Origin of the sequence: Nodosilinea sp. AN01ver1, assembly GCF_050565655.1 — a bacterium.
Lineage (GTDB): Bacteria > Cyanobacteriota > Cyanobacteriia > Phormidesmidales > Phormidesmidaceae > Nodosilinea.
Genome location: NZ_JBNXVS010000043.1, coordinates 38,116 through 53,681, shown reverse-complemented (window position 1 = coordinate 53,681; position 15,566 = coordinate 38,116). Strand labels below are relative to the sequence as shown.

Sequence of the window (15,566 nt, the reverse complement as noted above, 5' to 3'; positions counted from 1 at the left end):
GGTGTATCAGCCACAGTAAAGAGACGTGACCAGTGCAGAATTCCTGAATTTTTGAGTCTCGTAGTCACTGCCCTATAAAGGTTTCAGGAGATGTGGCCCATTTTTACACGAATCGGTGCCATACCCCTCTAGGGCGGCGCGGATCTGAGCGACGCCTTCGGCGGTGCAGTAGTCGCCACCAGCGTCGAGGTCGAGCAGGGCGTAGCGGGTGTCGTGGGTGAAGCGGACGCCGATCAGCTGGTTGGCGTCTTGCCAGTGGTTCCAGAGGACGCGGGGCCGCAGCGGGTAGGTAGTGACAGTCGTCCAGGCAGCTTTGGTGGTGGCGTCATCCGGCAGGTCGGCGCGGATGAAGTTCCACGGGTAGTGGCCAAAGATTTCACATAGCCGCTGGCCTGTGGGGTCAGCGGGAAGGGGTTCGGAACGGGGAGTCTTACGCGACTCCTCGCCCCATCCTATCGATGCGGTCATGGGGTCCTCTCTCTCCTAAAAAGAGCAATAGGTATTGCCCCGAGAGAGATCCGGTGTTACCATAGCCGCATAGCATTGAACGCGCGACTCGGGAACTGGTCCTCTCGGGTTTTCGCTTTTTAAAGAGCCGGTGGCATTTGCTGCCGGTTCTTTTTGCGTATTAAGGGTCTGGTCAGGACGCTTAACACTGATTCACGCGGTCGCCAGGTGGTCAGCCCAACGGGGCGTCAATCATTGCCGGATCATAGTACAGGTGTCTAAACCGGGCAAGCAGACTCTAGATATTTGATTTCATCGGGTTTTGGGGGTGGTATCGGCCTCCTTACGTGCAACAAAAGACTGTGGTTACCGCTCGGTCTGCGGTAGCTGCCAGGGCTCTAGACCAGCGTCGTGGAGCTGCTGTTCTAGCCCGGCCACCTGCTCACGCAGTGCGTCGGATTCTGCCTCAAAAATCTGACTCGTGGAACCCTTGCCTAACAAGGATTTGATGTCCTTCAACCGCAAAAAATCCGAGCCGTTCTGCCGCCTTAGATCGACAGAATCAGCAGCGCTTGTTTGGCTCATCCAATAAAAGCTATCAGGCACATGGAAACCATCGACCGATAGTGGGGCGATCGCAACCGTGGTGCGTTTGGCCTTGTCTCCGGTGGTCATCCTGCCACCCGCTGCCACAGCCGGGCAATCTCAGCCAGCATGGTCTGAAACGTCTCGCGAAAGGCCCGGTGCTCACTTTCGTTGAGGGCGCGATCGCGGTCAGCGCGTTGTCGGTCGGCCCTGGCTTCTTCCAGCAGGGTATTGAAGCGCTGGGTGTGCTCCTCATGCAGCTGGTCAAAGCGCACCCGGTCAATGCCCTGGTTATGGGCGTTGTCTTCAATCCGCACAGCCAGATCGGCCCTGGTAGAGCTTGTGGCCTCTTCTGTGTCTACCTGCACCTCCTCAATACGGCTACCCCAGGCCTCGATCGCACGGGCATTGCTGTCGGTGATGGCGCGGGTTTCTCGCAGGCCAGCGGCGTTGCTTTCCACCAACTGCCGGGTCTCCACAAGCTGCCGAGCGTTTTCGGCCAGGATGGCCTCTATGCGGTCTAGGCGATCGCTGCTATAGGTCATCTACTTACCCTCAACTGGTTGATTAGGGGGAATTTCGCCCTGCTCTTTTGCAGTTCGCATTGATAGTTCAATGGCGATCGCCGCCGCTGTAGCTATCGCCTGTCCCCTTGCATCGGCCCAGCGCTGCAAATCGCCAGCAACAGTGTCCGGCAGTGTGATTGTGATCCGCCTGGGCATCAGTTCAGTCATGAAAATACGCCTTAATACTACTTCAGATCACCTCAAAAGCAGCTATAAGCTGCAAGCTTGCTTCAAAGCACATCTCAATATGCTTTGAATATGTTAATACTGTAACTATCCGTGGAACGTACCGGAACAACCGGGTTCCACTAATCCGCTTAAAGCATTGATCTACCGAAGTTTCGAGCTGTAACAAGAGGTGTAACGACGTGGAACGTCACCCCCTATCGATTCGCAAGTTTGCCGAGGTCTGTGGGGTCTCCCACACTGAAATCGGGCGCAAGATGACTGCATTGGGTATCTCAGGCACGCCTCAGGGCAAGGGATTACCTACATTGCTGAGTCCAGCTGAACAGGACAGCATCGCTCAAACCCTGTTTATCCCTGCCAAACCGCCTGCTCCACCGTCGCAGCACGTTGAGGTGTTGGGCACTGGTCTCTCGGTTTACACGCCCCCGCCGTTGGCAACTCGGGGTGTCAACAGCGAGCTGAGCCGCCACTTTCAACAGCAGCAACTCACCCAGGCGCTGGGGGCGTTTAAGGGCAACCAGGCCAGCTTTAGAAATGCTCTGCTGGACATGGCGGCTGAGTCAGGTCGTCAGTTGGGCCACGAAATGGCCGTTGCCGAGATGAACTCTGCCCTGGCCACCCACGCGCAACTGCAACAAACCGTGGGAAAGGAGTTGGGCGTCGTTGCAGATACGCCCGATACCGCTGCTGCTGGTTAGGGGTTTTAGCCCTGATAACCGCCGGTTTCATCCTGTTAACGCCGTAAATCTGGTTATAACGCCATGGAAGCTAAATTCACTCCCCCTGCCGTCCCCCTCGAATACCGTCGCGAGGTCGTTAGCGGTGCATCGCCTATTCAAAACATCTACCTGGCCCCCGTTCCCTGGTGGCAGAACCGCCGTTACTGGGCTGCCGGTGGCATCGCGGTGGCTGCCCTCTCTGGCATTGCCTTCGCGTTCGCTCAGTCGGGCCGCACGGGTGACGAGGGCACTTATCAGAGCGAACTGCCCGCCCCTAACTACGAGAACGTGCTGGCTGCGGCTCAAGACCGGCTCTCGGGCAACTACGAAGACAGCCGTTTGGTGCTGGCCGATGTCGGTCGGTCGGTGCTCAACAATGAGGCCTACCGCTATCGCCAGCAGGCGGAGCAGGACGTTCTAAAGCCCACCGACCCGTGTTACCAGCAACAGATCATCTGCCCCCTCAACCGCTACCAGCGCGATGCCCAGGTGATGTTAGATGCCGCCAAGGGCGATCGCGATTGGCGGCAGGCCCAGGCGGCGCTCTTCCGGGTCGAGGCCGTGGAGGTGGCCCGCTCGATGGCGGCGCTGCCCCAGGACCCGCCGACCAACCTGGCGGTGGTCGCGATCGAGAATCTGGTGCAGTACCACGACCGGCAACACTCCTTGTCTGAAGAGGTGCAGGCCCATGAAGTTAGAGACTAACCATCTGCTCTATGGCTCCATTGGGGCAGCTGCTTTGGGGTTGTTCTGTGGCTTGCAACGGCCCGCCAGCAATCTCACCCCCGCTGACCTGGAGGCCTTCGCCAATGGATCTCAGATTCGCTACGAGAAAACCTACCCCTATCTGCCTGCGGCGCTGGTGTTTGGGCTGGTGTCTGTGGGCTGTGGGGTGGCCTGGGCGTTGGGTGGAGAGCAGCCTAAGGTGGCGATCGCAGGCTATCCGATTCAACCCGAGCCGCAGGGCTGGAACGGTCAAGTTCCTTTCGCTGGAGCCACCGAGTCTTTCCGGGTGGGCAACCCTGCCGCCATTCTCGCGGCTCGTATGCGCCCTACCTTAATCTCAGCTAACCCACGGGTCGGCAAGGGGTTAACGGTGGCCCACGCCTACCGGCAGGCCCAGGTTAAGCAGGGCGCGGTGGTGTGGGTGATTCAGCCTAAGTACCACCCTAAGGAGCATAGCTACTGGAAGCAGGCCGACAACGTGCTCGGGTTTATGGCTGACTCGCTAGAGAGCAAAGAGGACATCGACGACATCTGTGAGCAGATGCAGAAATTCATCTTTGCCTGGCGGCAGCTGCCTCAGCGGCCCAAGGTGCTGATCATCGACGAGCTGGCAATGATGAAGACGGCTTTTAAGGCCTGGTACGACGGGTTCCTCAAGTCGCAGCTCACGATGGAGCTGTCGTCGGGAGAGACGGACGACCGCGCCCTATGGGCGATTACTCAGTCGTCGCTGGTAGGCGATATCGGGGTCAGCGGCGGGATGCGGGCCACGTTTGACCTGCTCACCATTCAGACCCCCAGCAGCCAGAGCCATCTGGAGAGCCTGCGGAAGTCTGACACCAGCATTCCGCCAATCGAGGATGGGGTGATTTTTGAGCGCTCGTTCTCGCCGAAGCAGGCGGTCTTTTACCACTCAGAAATCAAAGAATGGCTGCCGATGGTGGCCTACGAAGTGCCCGAACTAAGTTCGGCCTCGATAACTGGTGGCATAACTCGCGGTAACCACGGCACAGCAATGGATACAGCCGAATCGGTTACAAACCGAACCGAGTTTCAAAAGCCCTCCCAGGGGCCAGATCTGCCCCTGATCATCGCCGTAACCAACGCCCTGGCCCAGGGGATGTCGCGCTCGAAGGTGATTAAGGAGGTGCTGGGCTACCAGGGCCACAAGTACCAGGAGGGCTGCGACTTGTTCGACCGCATCAAATCCATCATTGAGGAAAATTCCTAATGGCTAGCTCTAAGAACAATCAACTCGCTAACAGCAACAATGGCCCCGAGATCATCGACGGGCAAATCATCGACATCACGCCTCAGCTATCCTCTCCAGGTCGGGGCAGCGGTGTCCAGCTCGCGCCACGCAATGCCATGCGCTCTAACGTGCAGGATGGCGGCTGGTTTGATGCCACCAGCGGCAAGCGCAAGCCGATCTTTGTCATTACTCCTACCACCGACCCCTGGAGCATTTTCCCGGTGATTCGCAGCGGCCTCAGCTGTTTGCGCAACCACCCGCTACAGACGATGGGTGGAGCCTTCATCAGCGTGTGGGGCGGGCTGTTTGTGCTCTCGGCGGGGCTGAATGTCCTCCAGGGTTCGGCAGTCAAGGCCGGGGGCGATGTCTGGAATCCGGTGGTGGCAGGGACTAACTTTGGGGCCATGTTGGTAGTGCCGACGCAGAGCATCGCGGGCAGCGCTCACAAGGTGTTGACCGGGGAAGAACAGGTGGGACAGCCCATCGAAACGCGTCCCTACACTCGCGCGGTGAAGGTTGGGGAGTAGCGATGCTGTTCTGGCGAATCAGAACCCGATATCTGCTGGCCCTGGCAGCGTTGTTCGTCGGGGCCGCGTTTTTAGACCTGCAACAGCCGGGCCGGGGGCGGTTCTACAACCCGATCTATGGAGCGAGGTCGTGGGTCAACACCCATCAGCCTGCGGCGTGGCAGCTAGTAACCAGGGTGCAGGGCAACGATGCTCGTCTTCAAGCCTGTGTGGCGATGGCTCCTGACCCGGTTGCCCTCGATGCGACTAAGGCGGAGCTGCGCAGGGCGCTAGTGGGGGAGTCGGAGGCGATCGCCCTGGAGTGGTTGGGGCAGCCCGCCTGCGCCCTGGGTAATGGAGTCTATCGCTGGGCTTTGGACAACGGCCTGGCCCTCGATGTGACGGTGACGGAGGGGGAGGTGACCCACAGTGAGCTCAACCGTTAAGGGCATCAAGCCCCACTGGTCGGAGTTGCCGCCCACCTGGCGCTACGTGATTGGCACGGCGATGCAGGCGGGCGAGCTGGTGCTCAAGCTGGGCTGCGTGGGGGCGATCGCTACTTCAGTCTGGGTGATGGTCGATCAGGAAACCAATGAATCGTGGGGTGCACGGTTCAGGAAAGTCAGTGCCGTGGCGGAGGCAGTAGTTGGGTTTTACGACGATGACTTCAAGTCCCTGATCAGCAAGGGTGATGTGATCGCGGGCTACACGGTCAACTCGGGCTTTGGCCTGCGGATGCACCCGATCCACCAGGAGATGCGGATGCACTCGGGCATTGACTTGCCGACGCCGGAGGGGGTGGCAATCCATGCGATCGGCTACGCGGGCGATCGGGTGTCGGTGCGCTGCTGGAGTGACCCGAAGGGCTATGGCACCGTGGCGGACATGACCAGTTCGGCGTTCCCTGAGATTACCTTCAGGGCGGCTCACCTGTCCCACTGCAAGGGGGGTGAGCACCGGGCCGGGGCGGTGGTGGCCAAGACGGGTAATACGGGCGGCAGCACGGGCGCTCACCTGCACTGGGAGCAGCTACAAGGCGGCGTGGCTCAGGTGCCGCAGAAGGGTTACTTAGTCTGGACGCTGAATGGTCGTAAGCCCAGCGAAAAGCTGGGGGATACGATCGCGCTCTACCGGGCGCTCGTCGCCAAGGAGTCGGGCGGTGACCCCAAGGCCGTCAACCCTGACACGGGGGCGCTGGGTTTGGGGCAGGTGATGCCGCAGAATCTCAATTGCTCCTGGGACGGCAAGCCCAAGAGCAACTGCGGTTGGGATTACGAGGTGCTGGGCCGCGATGTGTCGCCCCAGGAGTTTTTGCAGAACCCCGAGATGCAGCAGCAGATCGTGGGGGTCAAGCTGGAGAGTGCGCTACAGCGCCAGGTTCAGGCGGGCCACGATATGAACACGGCGGTGAAGCGGGTGGCGGCGGAGTGGTATTCGGGTAATCCTGAGCTGGCCCACGATACGCGACCCCAGGCGGGCTATGAGTCTATCAAGAGCTATGCCGACAGTGCGGCGGAGAAGTTTCACCGGCTAAGGCAGGAGAATCGGGAGAAGTAGGCCCTTGGCAGTGGGGGCGATAGCAGGGGTAAGCTGTCTAGCGTAAATAACCTGAGTTCGGGTTAAGCCGATGGAGGAAGGGCGAAGTCAAGATTGAGGGAAGGCTTCTTGGGCTGATGACAGTAGGCAATCAAGCCACAGATGACATTGACCATGAAGTTGATAGGGCTGCGATGCCTGGAATGCTCAATCTGGGAGATGTTCTTGAGCTGGTCAATGACGGTTTCGACAATGGCGCGCTTGCGGGCCAGTAACTTGTCCGTGAGCCGCATCAGGTGGTTTTTCATGTTGCGTCTAGGTTTGGCAAAGAACTCGATGCCATAAGTCTCAAAGAGCCGTTCTGCAAGGGTTTTAGAGACATAGCCGCGGTCAGCAAAGACCTTGCCATGGAGGCCTTGAAGCAAGTCCTCGACGGGTTTGCGGTCGTCGGTATTGCCCGGCGTGATCTGGATGTTGAGTAACTCACCCTTGTCATTGACCACCAAGTGGAGCTTGAAGCCAAAGAACCAGTCCACTGACGTTTTGCCACGGGCCGCTAGGCCGCGAAACACTTTATGGCGTCGAATCCGACGGTTATGGCACACCTTGAGGCTGCTGCTATCGATAAAGCTGATGCCGGTGCAGGCACCAAAACAGTGCTTCAGGTACACGCACAACGGCAGCAGGGCCGAGGGCATCCATTCCACAAAGCGGTTGTAGCTGACCAGTCCAGGAAAGGCCTCTCGCCAATGCACACAGACATGCTTGCAGTAGAAAGCTTTGAAGTTTCGATAGTGCTGCTGGTGGAAACACACCAAAATTGTCATGATCTCGCTCAAGCTCAGCGATCGCTGGCGCTGACGGTGTTGAACGCCTTCACCCAGCAGCATCTGGTGCCATTTCGGCTCGAACGACTGGCAGAAATCATCGATGTGGCAAAACAGCTCTTCTAAACTGTCCATAGAGGGGCCTGCTGAATTCTCTGGTTGATTTCAACTTACAAAGCCCCTCCTTTCCTTATCCCGAACTGAGGTTAAATAGAATTTCACCTATGCCCCTGGCGATTGCTGGGGGCATTTTGTTGGTTATTGCTGCCGCCGCCCACCCCCCACAACCCATCAAAGGGGCTTTGGGCGGTGGGGCAGTGGCAGAGAGCCTATTGCAATCAGCCTGCCTCCGGAAATCGCTAAAACGCTTGTTAGAAGGAGTTTATGGGCATTTCACCCCGCCAGGGATGGCGTAGTGTCTGAACAGTTCGGAAGCGTAGCCCTCTTAGGGCGTAGCCACCCTCACCGCTAGGGCTGCTGCGCCGTTTGACGCTCGGTGTCGCCCCATGACGTCCCATGTCGCCCAGGGAGGCAGAGACAGAGAGCCCTGGCGAGGAAAAGCAGTAAATAGCGGTAAGTGGCGGTAAGTGGCGTCAAACCGACCCAAAACGCCACTACCACCAGACGGCAAGGGCTTTTAGATGGGAGGTCCGATCGCGTGGAGGGGGTGCGATAGTGTGATCGCCCTCAACCTGATCAGCCGCGGTCAGGTCAGACGCAGCGATGAGCAACCGCCGGGTTTCTCGATCTGCCACATCGCAGTCTTAGGCCTGAAGCCGTTGCTGAAGGGGTTTAATGGTTTCCGCCCCGTCGTCGTGGGACTGATCTGACACGGTTTGCAACAGATTGACCATCTCGGTCTTGCCCAGACGCTGTGCTAGTTCAAGGGCCGTTTCGCCCTGGTGATCTCTAACCTGAACCAGGCCAGATCGAGGTTGAGCCTGACTTAAAAACAGCGCCACTAACTCCGGGCCAAAGAAACTCTGTTCTTCCAGCACGGCCTGGTGCAGGGCCGTTCTACCCTGATGGTCTTGAACCATCAGATTGGCCCCGGCGGCCAGAAGTTGCTGTGCCACCTCCAGGTTGACATCAAACAGAGCCGTTCTACCCTGGCTATCCTGTCGGTTCACATCGGCTCCGGCGTCCAACAGCTGGCCGATCAGCTCCAGGTTGAATCGATGGACATGCAGGGGCGTTTGCCCCGCAACATTGGCTAGGTTAACGTCTGCCCCATAGTCAAGCAGCAGCTGCAGCACCGCTGGATCTAAAGAGGGGGTATGAATGACCGCGCCAGCATCGTTTTGTAGGGTTAGATCAGCGCCTGCTTGCAGCAATCGTTCTGCCACCCCTGAGTTTGACCAGGCGGCGTAGTGCAAAGGCGTAAAGTTTTGGTTGCTGAGGGCATTGACGTCGGCTCCGTGGCGAATCAGCAGGTCAGCAATCTCGGGCGACCCTGTGTTGTAGGCCAGGTGGAGTGGCGTCAGTTGTTCATTGTTTTGAGCGTTGACCTCGGCCCCGGCCTCAATCAGCAGGGCCATCACGGCCACATTTTTTTCGCCAAATACGTTGTGCAATGGGGTAATCCCATTCTGGTTGCGGGCGTTAACGTTTGCTCCCTGAAATAGCAGGGCTTGAGCCAAGGTCGGGGATGCGCCGACGTGGTGGAGGGGTGTATTACCCTCACCGTCTTGGGCGTTGACATCGACGCCCTGCTCGATCAACCGCTGGGCCAGGGCGTCATCGGTAGAGAGCAGGTAGTTCAGCGGCAACCACTGTTCACCGTATACCAGGCAGGGCTGGTTCAAGTCTCCCCCCTGGTCAAGGGCTGCGCTGAGGGCTGCGCTGAGGACTGCCTGATCGGAATTCCCAAAGGGGCTGAACTGGGCGACCAGCGTCTGACAAAACGGCGAGACAATCCCGGACTCCGCTAGCACATACGCCGTAGCGGCAGTGCCCAGGGCTGTTAACACAGTGACTGCCGCCACTTTGAAGCCAGGGCCCTGGCGACGGAAAAAAGAGGATAGGAAGCCATAACCCATAAGTACCTGAACCAAATAACGTTCGGTTAGACGATAAGCAAGGAGAATCTGCCAGGCGATCATTCAGTGTTGGGGGCAGCAAAGCCACTGTGCTGGCGATCGCCCTGCAACAACCTGCCACTGAGCATTACTGATCCTGCTGGGACTATAGCGCTGGTCCGATGGCTCACGACGGATCCACATTCCGCCCTTTGAAGTGGCACATCAAAAATTAAGGCGGCATACGTTCAACGGTGATGAAAGGCAGGTAAGGGTGTGATGAGTGACGGTCAAGAAGTGGCTTACCCGTTAACTCAGGGGTTGAAAACACGTTGGTTAGCCGTTGGAGTTGGGTCTAGTTATTGCGTAGGTCACCAGTTAATCCCAACCAAAGTCTGACCGGACATTTTGGGTTATTGCCGCCGCTACCCCACCCCTCGCACTCCGCCAAAGGACCTTTTGAGATTATCCCGCCTGCAAAATCGCTAAACCGATTGACGGGTGGGGTTTAGGAGCGCTTTTCCCTGCCAGAAGTAACTAAGGTCTGAAGGGTTCGGAAGCATAGCCCTCCTGGGCATAGCCAGCCACAAGGCCATGCTATCTGACGCCTGATGACGCCTAGGGGGTGAGAATCTAGCCAGGAGCTATCGCCATTTGCCACCCAACGACGCCAGATCACGAGTGCCTAACGGAAGTGGGTGAAAGGCTTGAAACCTCGTCACAGGAGCGGGAAAGGGTGAGTGGAGTTGAGCAGCTACAATTTTGAAATCTCCTTGAAGTTTTGCCATGTGCGATTTTGATGTTTTAGTCATTGGGTCGGGGCCAGCGGGCACGCTCATCGCGGCTAGCCTCGCAGAACGGGGTCTCAAGGTGGGCGGTTTGACCGCTACGCCTGTGGATAAACCTTGGCCCAACACCTACGGCATTTGGGAAGACGAGCTAACGGCTCTGGGTTTGAGCGATCTCCTGGGTCATCGCTGGGAGAACACGGTTTCTTACTACGCTAAAGGGGAAGTAAAGCACAATCGCACCTACGGCCTGTTCGACAAAATTAAGTTCCAGCGTTACCTGCTTGATCGCTGCGCGGCGGGTGGAGTGAGCTGGCAGATGGCCCAAGCCCAAAGTATTACTCATCAAGACTTGGGTTCGATTGTCACTACTGATGTTGGTGTGGAATTAAAGGCGCGGGTGGTGGTGGACACCAGCGGTCACAATCCGGTCTTCGTCAAGCGCCAGAACCGAGGGCCAGTGGCCTATCAAGCCGCCTACGGCATCGTGGGACGTTTCTCGGCCCCGCCGGTGCAGCCCGAGCGATTCGTTCATCAGGACTTTCGCAGCGATCACCTCTCCGACTTGGAAAAAGCCCAGACCCCGCCCACTTTTCTCTACGCCATGGACTTCGGCCAGGATGTTTACCTCGTAGAAGAAACGTCCTTAGCTCTGGCTCCAGCCATGGGCCTAGATGTGTTGGAGCGCCGCCTACACCAGCGTCTCAAGTTTCGTGGTATCGAAATTACGGAAGTCCACGAAGTAGAGCGCTGCCTGTTCCCCATGACTCTGCCCCTACCGGACTTACAGCAGCCGGTGGTAGCCTTCGGCGGAGCCGCCAGTATGGTAAACCCGGCGTCGGGCTATATGATGGGCGCTTTACTGCGCCGCGCTCCTAGTTTGGCCGATGCTTTAGCCTCAGCCCTAGCCGATCCGCAAAGTCCGACCCAGCAAATCGCCCGCACCGGTTGGCAGGGATTGTGGCCAGCTGATCGGCTGCGGAAATACTACCTCTACCGCTTCGGCTTAGAAAAGCTGATGCGCTTCGACGAGCAGCAGCTCAAGCATTTCTTCGACGCCTTCTTTAGCATCCCCCAACACCAATGGTCGGGCTTTTTAGCCGATGAACTCTCTACTCCTCAACTGGTGGCGGCCATGGTAAAGCTCTTTGTGCAAGCTCCCAATGACGTACGCTGGGGTTTAATGCAGTTCCCTGGCCAAGAGAGCCAGCTTTTTTGGCAATTTTTGAGCCTGCAAGCGGCCCAAGCCTAAGCTCGACTTTAGCCATCTGGAGGGAAGCAGGGTGACCTGTTGGTATAGGGGTGGGGTGGCCAGAACGACTAGCTGCGCGCGCAGGCAACTACTCAACCCACAAGCCTTCAGCAGGTTAAGGCCATTGAGCACTCGGCTTGACCGATAGTCACCTCAGCTACCTCCCAGCAGTGTCATTCTGCCCATTCAAAGTCGAATTTTAGGAAATAGGTTGATTGCAGACGGTTTAACGCTCCCAATCACCCGCCGTAAGTAGCCTCGAACTGCAACCAATAACCTTTCGGTGGTCGGTGTGCATTGGGGTTGTTAGACAGCGGTGAGCTTTTTACCTCTTCCAGTCTATTTCTCAAGCAGATTCCCCAGAACATTGTCTAACGACTCATTAACCTCGTCATCAACATAAGCATAAATATCAAATACCATCTTTGCTCCTAGGTTTGCTATTTGCTGGACAGTCTCAGCACTGAGATCAAAACCTTTATTCCAATTTTCCATATGAATCGCTATTCGCACTTGAACATCATATTTGGATGAAATCTCTTTCCAAGCTGCAGCATCCGTTGATAAATTCGACAAAATCTCTCTAATTATTTCCTCAGCGGTAGTCGGGGCTTCTCCCTTTTTATTGAAAAGCCAAGCACTCTGCTTATAGGGGTTAGCTCTAGGGCTTCTCCTTTCTCCACGTCGAATGAATTCCGTTTCACATCCCATCAGTCGTGATATCTCTTCAGGAATTAAGTCTTCGCCATAAATGGCAAGAGTAACACTAGTTTTATCAACTGCGCCACCAATGATCAAAACATCATCAGAAGAGCCCATGCTAGAACTTGACACTCCAAAATCTCCTAAGCCTCAGCAATAATAAAATGACTTCCCTACTAAAATTTAGCGGTCTAACGCCAGAGGTGAGCGGCAGTCCGCTGCCACGCAGTGTTAGACATCAATTTTTTCGCCTCGCTTTTTTCGCCATCGATATTTGCTCTGATATTCACGGCGCTGTTTGGTGACTTCGTACAAAACTATTCCCGATGTTGTGCCCAAATTGAGGCTCTCAATCATGCCAAACATGGGGATGCTCACGCACATTTCACTGTGCTGTATGGCTAAGTCGCTTATGCCTCTAGCCTCATTACCGAACCACACAGCCAATTTGGTATAAATGGTGTAGTCAGCCTCATCTAGGACAACGTTCTTCATCCCCTTGATGTGTGGAGATGTGAAAATAGACACAAATCGGTTTTTCTCTAAGTGCTCAAGGCAAGCCTCGGTGCTATCAAATCTTTTGACAAAGCTCCATTTGATCGCCGATACAGAGGTTTTCGAGAGTGATTTCTTCTCTCGCATTTCTTGCCAATCATCAGGCAAGGCTCTCTTTGGATCTACAACATATACTTTTTCTACTCCTAATGCATTTACGTTTCTTATAACCGTACCGATATTCTTGATATCACTTGGATCTTCGATAACAGTGATTAAGTTCTTGCATCTATAAGGCTTCATCTCTTCCGCACGTTGTCGGAGCGAACTCTTTTGATTTTTTTCGCTTTCCATAAAGTTTCTAGCTGTATTGCTTTGATGTTTAACGTTCCGCTGCACTGGCCGCAGAATACTTCTCAATCTCAACAATGAACCGGAATGCGGTCGGTGTGCAAGCGCATTGTTCGGCACTGCCGCATCGGACAACATCAGGGGTAAATCAACATGATCACCGTTGACAGTCCAGTACCCAATACAATGCCCAAAAATCGTTCACAACTCCGGTAGCATCACTCAGGGTGTCAGCCCGTATGCGCGGCTAGGCTGGAGCTGCCATCTCCACCGTCATTTATGTCGCAGCATCGGTCTCTAGCGCCAGCCATCCTTTTGGGCACGTTGCTCCTTCTTCCCGGCTGTAGTTTAACCAAACTGGCCCAAATGGGAGTCCTCAACCCAGCCCAAGCGACCGCAGCGCAGCGCGTAGCCGGTGAGCCCTCGACAGCGCCAGCATCGTTGGCCCGCTATACCGTTGTAGAAGACACCGAAAGCTGGAGTACCGTACTGTATGGCGATCGCGACTTTGCCAAACTTGGAGAGTTCGTCAACAGCAGCCTGCAGCGCGAACGCACCGATGAGCTGTCATCGGCCTATCTCAATCGCCTGTACAACAACCTAGCTAATCTCCCCGCCCACAGCGATCGCACCTACACCGAGGCCGACGAGCAGCAACTCGCTGAGAGCTTGGCTGTCGTTGACAAATGGATAGCGAAATTTCCTAACTCCCATATTCCCTATGTTGTTCGGGGCAACCTGCACTTCAAACACGGCTGGCAGATTCGCGGCAATAGCATAGCGGCTCGGGTGCCCAACGACGCTTGGCCCCCCTTCTTGCAGTCTATGGAACTGGCTAAAGCCGACCTGGAAAAAGCAGCGGCCCTCAATCCAAACGACCCCAACGTATGGTCATCCCTGCTGAATGTGGCGCGGGGGCTGTCGCTGCCAGAGTCGGTCTGGCAAGGTTATTACGAACGGGGTATAGCCGCAAACCCGTACCACATCGACATTTGGGGCACCAAATCGGTGCTTTTAGAGGCCAAATGGCAGGGGGATGAAGCCCGCCTACTACAGCTGGCGCAGGAGTGCGATCGCCTTGCTAAAGCAGCTAACAAGCCGCTGTTGGGGCTTGTGCCCATCGGCATTTATCGCGGCGTTGCCAAAGTGCACGAGGGTTTCCTCACTCAACCAGGGGTCTGGGGCGAGATGGAAGCCAGCTATAGCCGTATCTTTGCAGCTTACCCCGATAACCTTCGCGCCCGCTTTTACTACACCTACGATGCCTCATTGGCTCAACGGGCTGACCGGGCAGCAGAACAATTTGAAATTATTGGCGATCGCTGGACGAACAGTAATCCCTGGCCGTCGTTAAAGACGTACCATGAGGCCCGAGCAACCACGCTCCAGATGCTTTCTACCGATGCCTATAATCAGGCTGACTATCTCCAGGCTGAACACCTGGCCCTGAAATCACTTGACCTGCTGCCCATGGCCTCAACCTACTTAATGTTGGCAGGCATTCAAGGACAGCACTACCGCGATATGCCGCGGGCAGTTGAGTATGCACAGCAGGCCCTGACAGTTAACCCCAGCCCTGAAGAACGCCTCTATGCTGAGGAGATAATCGCGCGGGCTGAAGCGTACATGAAACCCTAAGTATCACCCTTTAATGGTTCTTGGATTTCAGGCGCTGAGACCTCGAGTTCAGCTTGATCGGTAGTTACCTGAGCTACCTCCCAGCAGTGTTGTTCTGTCTATTCAAAGCGATATTTCAGAAAATAGTTGATTACAAGCGGTCTAACGCCCGGCATCACCCGCGCCTCCCTTCAACGTGTATGAGAGGCACGCTGAAGGGGCATCGGGTGCATGCTGTTGTTAGGCCTGCCCAAGCCCTTGTAATGTTTTGCTCGTTAATTCGTAAGATACTGTGCCTTTGAAATCGGCTCTTTTAGCGAACTCACTCCTTGCCCTTTCCAGTTGGCCCGAGTGGGCAAGGCACTCTATCCAGACGAATTCATCTGCCGGGGCGTGACCGGGGTGTAGAGCAGCTTTCTGAGCGAAATCAAGGGCGGCTGAAACCTCTCCTGTCTTCGCCAGGATGGACGCGTATATCCTCCAAGGGGCCGTCGCATAACAAGCATATGCGTCAACCCTTTCTTCATACCGCGCGAAGTAGAGTTCCAAAGTCTCTCGTGCTTTCTGAACCTCGCTGGCCTCTAGAAAGTAGTTCGCGCAATCGGCCCAGGCTTGGGGGCTCACCGCCCACTTATCATGGCTCTCCCCGCTTGCCAGTACCGCCTTCAACTGCAATTCGGCTGCTAATAGGTTATGCCCTTGCCCGGTGAGCACCCTAGCAAGCCATTCTCTCGCACCAGGGTAGTCGGGCCGCAAAGTCAGTGCGGCTTCCAGGTCGGTTCGTGCTTCCGCATCTTTGTCCAAGTTGAGGAAGGCTATCGCCCTTTCAAAGTACGCCTGCGGTTCTTGCGGATACACGGCAACGACTTTACTAAGAAACTTAATCGCCTTTGTGTTCTTGCCGGCCTCAGCCGCATCCATTGCCTCATTCAGAAGCTGTTGGTAGTCTCTCAACTGAGCGCCTCCTTTCATTGGCCTAACGCAGAGTTC

At 56.1% G+C, this 15,566-nt stretch carries 17 protein-coding genes; 8 read left to right on the top strand and 9 right to left on the bottom strand.

Annotated features, from left to right (window positions below; all coding sequences use genetic code 11):
- Positions 1-72: 72 nt before the first annotated feature.
- The 4 genes from ACQ4N7_RS24290 to ACQ4N7_RS24275 form a co-directional block, all read right to left on the bottom strand.
- The gene (locus tag ACQ4N7_RS24290) at positions 73-468 is read right to left on the bottom strand and encodes a hypothetical protein (RefSeq protein ID WP_430714030.1); all 396 of its coding nucleotides are present in this window, start codon (positions 466-468) and stop codon (positions 73-75) included.
- Between the two features lie 345 nt (positions 469-813).
- Positions 814-1,122 (bottom strand): hypothetical protein, encoded by a 309-nt coding sequence (locus ACQ4N7_RS24285; RefSeq protein WP_430714029.1) that lies wholly within the window; start codon positions 1,120-1,122, stop codon positions 814-816.
- The gene (locus ACQ4N7_RS24280; RefSeq protein ID WP_430714028.1) at positions 1,119-1,577 is read right to left on the bottom strand and encodes a hypothetical protein; all 459 of its coding nucleotides are present in this window, start codon (positions 1,575-1,577) and stop codon (positions 1,119-1,121) included. The genes ACQ4N7_RS24285 and ACQ4N7_RS24280 overlap by 4 nt, the downstream gene beginning before the upstream one ends.
- A complete protein-coding gene (locus tag ACQ4N7_RS24275; RefSeq protein ID WP_323351522.1) occupies positions 1,578-1,766 on the bottom strand; it encodes a ribbon-helix-helix domain-containing protein in 189 nt (62 codons plus the stop codon).
- A 200-nt stretch (positions 1,767-1,966) separates the two neighbouring features.
- Between ACQ4N7_RS24275 and ACQ4N7_RS24270 the strand changes: the two genes are divergently transcribed.
- The 6 genes from ACQ4N7_RS24270 (at position 1,967) to ACQ4N7_RS24245 (ending at position 6,547) form a co-directional block, all read left to right on the top strand.
- Entirely contained in the window at positions 1,967-2,485 is a 519-nt protein-coding gene (locus ACQ4N7_RS24270; protein ID WP_430714027.1) for a hypothetical protein, read from the top strand.
- 63 nt (positions 2,486-2,548) lie between these two features.
- The gene (locus tag ACQ4N7_RS24265) at positions 2,549-3,211 is read left to right on the top strand and encodes a hypothetical protein (protein WP_430714026.1); all 663 of its coding nucleotides are present in this window, start codon (positions 2,549-2,551) and stop codon (positions 3,209-3,211) included.
- Complete coding sequence (locus ACQ4N7_RS24260) at positions 3,195-4,463, top strand: hypothetical protein (protein ID WP_430714025.1); 1,269 nt, start codon at positions 3,195-3,197, stop codon at positions 4,461-4,463. The genes ACQ4N7_RS24265 and ACQ4N7_RS24260 overlap by 17 nt, the downstream gene beginning before the upstream one ends.
- Positions 4,463-5,011 (top strand): hypothetical protein, encoded by a 549-nt coding sequence (locus ACQ4N7_RS24255; RefSeq protein WP_430714024.1) that lies wholly within the window; start codon positions 4,463-4,465, stop codon positions 5,009-5,011. The genes ACQ4N7_RS24260 and ACQ4N7_RS24255 overlap by 1 nt, the downstream gene beginning before the upstream one ends.
- 2 nt (positions 5,012-5,013) lie before the next feature.
- The gene (locus ACQ4N7_RS24250; RefSeq protein WP_430714023.1) at positions 5,014-5,436 is read left to right on the top strand and encodes a hypothetical protein; all 423 of its coding nucleotides are present in this window, start codon (positions 5,014-5,016) and stop codon (positions 5,434-5,436) included.
- Positions 5,420-6,547, top strand: coding sequence for a peptidoglycan DD-metalloendopeptidase family protein (locus ACQ4N7_RS24245; protein WP_430714022.1), 1,128 nt, complete (start codon positions 5,420-5,422; stop codon positions 6,545-6,547). The genes ACQ4N7_RS24250 and ACQ4N7_RS24245 overlap by 17 nt, the downstream gene beginning before the upstream one ends.
- A gap of 62 nt (positions 6,548-6,609) precedes the next feature.
- Here ACQ4N7_RS24245 and ACQ4N7_RS24240 read toward each other — a convergent pair whose 3' ends face one another.
- Positions 6,610-7,488, bottom strand: a complete 879-nt coding sequence (locus ACQ4N7_RS24240) for an IS982 family transposase (protein WP_430714021.1) — start codon at positions 7,486-7,488, stop codon at positions 6,610-6,612.
- Between the two features lie 629 nt (positions 7,489-8,117).
- Positions 8,118-9,338, bottom strand: a complete 1,221-nt coding sequence (locus ACQ4N7_RS24235; protein ID WP_430714020.1) for an ankyrin repeat domain-containing protein — start codon at positions 9,336-9,338, stop codon at positions 8,118-8,120.
- A gap of 819 nt (positions 9,339-10,157) precedes the next feature.
- Between ACQ4N7_RS24235 and crtL the strand changes: the two genes are divergently transcribed.
- Entirely contained in the window at positions 10,158-11,411 is a 1,254-nt protein-coding gene (gene crtL, locus ACQ4N7_RS24230) for a lycopene beta cyclase (RefSeq protein ID WP_430714019.1), read from the top strand.
- 339 nt (positions 11,412-11,750) lie between these two features.
- Here crtL and ACQ4N7_RS24225 read toward each other — a convergent pair whose 3' ends face one another.
- Together ACQ4N7_RS24225 and ACQ4N7_RS24220 are read right to left on the bottom strand one after the other, a co-directional pair.
- Complete coding sequence (locus ACQ4N7_RS24225; protein WP_430714018.1) at positions 11,751-12,245, bottom strand: DUF4279 domain-containing protein; 495 nt, start codon at positions 12,243-12,245, stop codon at positions 11,751-11,753.
- A 99-nt stretch (positions 12,246-12,344) separates the two neighbouring features.
- A complete protein-coding gene (locus tag ACQ4N7_RS24220) occupies positions 12,345-12,962 on the bottom strand; it encodes a TrmH family RNA methyltransferase (protein WP_430714017.1) in 618 nt (205 codons plus the stop codon).
- Between the two features lie 363 nt (positions 12,963-13,325).
- Here ACQ4N7_RS24220 and ACQ4N7_RS24215 point away from each other — a divergent pair, with 363 nt between their 5' ends.
- Complete coding sequence (locus ACQ4N7_RS24215; RefSeq protein WP_430714016.1) at positions 13,326-14,597, top strand: hypothetical protein; 1,272 nt, start codon at positions 13,326-13,328, stop codon at positions 14,595-14,597.
- A 219-nt stretch (positions 14,598-14,816) separates the two neighbouring features.
- Here ACQ4N7_RS24215 and ACQ4N7_RS24210 read toward each other — a convergent pair whose 3' ends face one another.
- Positions 14,817-15,530 carry a tetratricopeptide repeat protein gene (locus tag ACQ4N7_RS24210; protein WP_430714015.1) on the bottom strand — a complete coding sequence of 238 codons (714 nt, stop codon included), beginning with the start codon at positions 15,528-15,530 and terminating at the stop codon, positions 14,817-14,819.
- Positions 15,531-15,566 lie beyond the last annotated feature (36 nt).

Excerpts from the sequence above, each read along its gene's own strand:
- ACQ4N7_RS24290 (WP_430714030.1), bottom strand. The coding sequence starts at position 468 with ATGACCGCATCGATAGGATGGGGCGAGGAGTCGCGTAAGACTCCCCGT.
- ACQ4N7_RS24285 (WP_430714029.1), bottom strand. The coding sequence starts at position 1,122 with ATGACCACCGGAGACAAGGCCAAACGCACCACGGTTGCGATCGCCCCA.
- ACQ4N7_RS24280 (WP_430714028.1), bottom strand. The coding sequence starts at position 1,577 with ATGACCTATAGCAGCGATCGCCTAGACCGCATAGAGGCCATCCTGGCC.
- ACQ4N7_RS24275 (WP_323351522.1), bottom strand. The coding sequence starts at position 1,766 with ATGACTGAACTGATGCCCAGGCGGATCACAATCACACTGCCGGACACT.
- ACQ4N7_RS24265 (WP_430714026.1), top strand. The coding sequence starts at position 2,549 with ATGGAAGCTAAATTCACTCCCCCTGCCGTCCCCCTCGAATACCGTCGC.
- ACQ4N7_RS24260 (WP_430714025.1), top strand. The coding sequence starts at position 3,195 with ATGAAGTTAGAGACTAACCATCTGCTCTATGGCTCCATTGGGGCAGCT.
- ACQ4N7_RS24255 (WP_430714024.1), top strand. The coding sequence starts at position 4,463 with ATGGCTAGCTCTAAGAACAATCAACTCGCTAACAGCAACAATGGCCCC.
- ACQ4N7_RS24250 (WP_430714023.1), top strand. The coding sequence starts at position 5,014 with ATGCTGTTCTGGCGAATCAGAACCCGATATCTGCTGGCCCTGGCAGCG.
- ACQ4N7_RS24240 (WP_430714021.1), bottom strand. The coding sequence starts at position 7,488 with ATGGACAGTTTAGAAGAGCTGTTTTGCCACATCGATGATTTCTGCCAG.
- crtL (WP_430714019.1), top strand. The coding sequence starts at position 10,158 with ATGTGCGATTTTGATGTTTTAGTCATTGGGTCGGGGCCAGCGGGCACG.
- ACQ4N7_RS24220 (WP_430714017.1), bottom strand. The coding sequence starts at position 12,962 with ATGGAAAGCGAAAAAAATCAAAAGAGTTCGCTCCGACAACGTGCGGAA.
- ACQ4N7_RS24215 (WP_430714016.1), top strand. The coding sequence starts at position 13,326 with ATGGGAGTCCTCAACCCAGCCCAAGCGACCGCAGCGCAGCGCGTAGCC.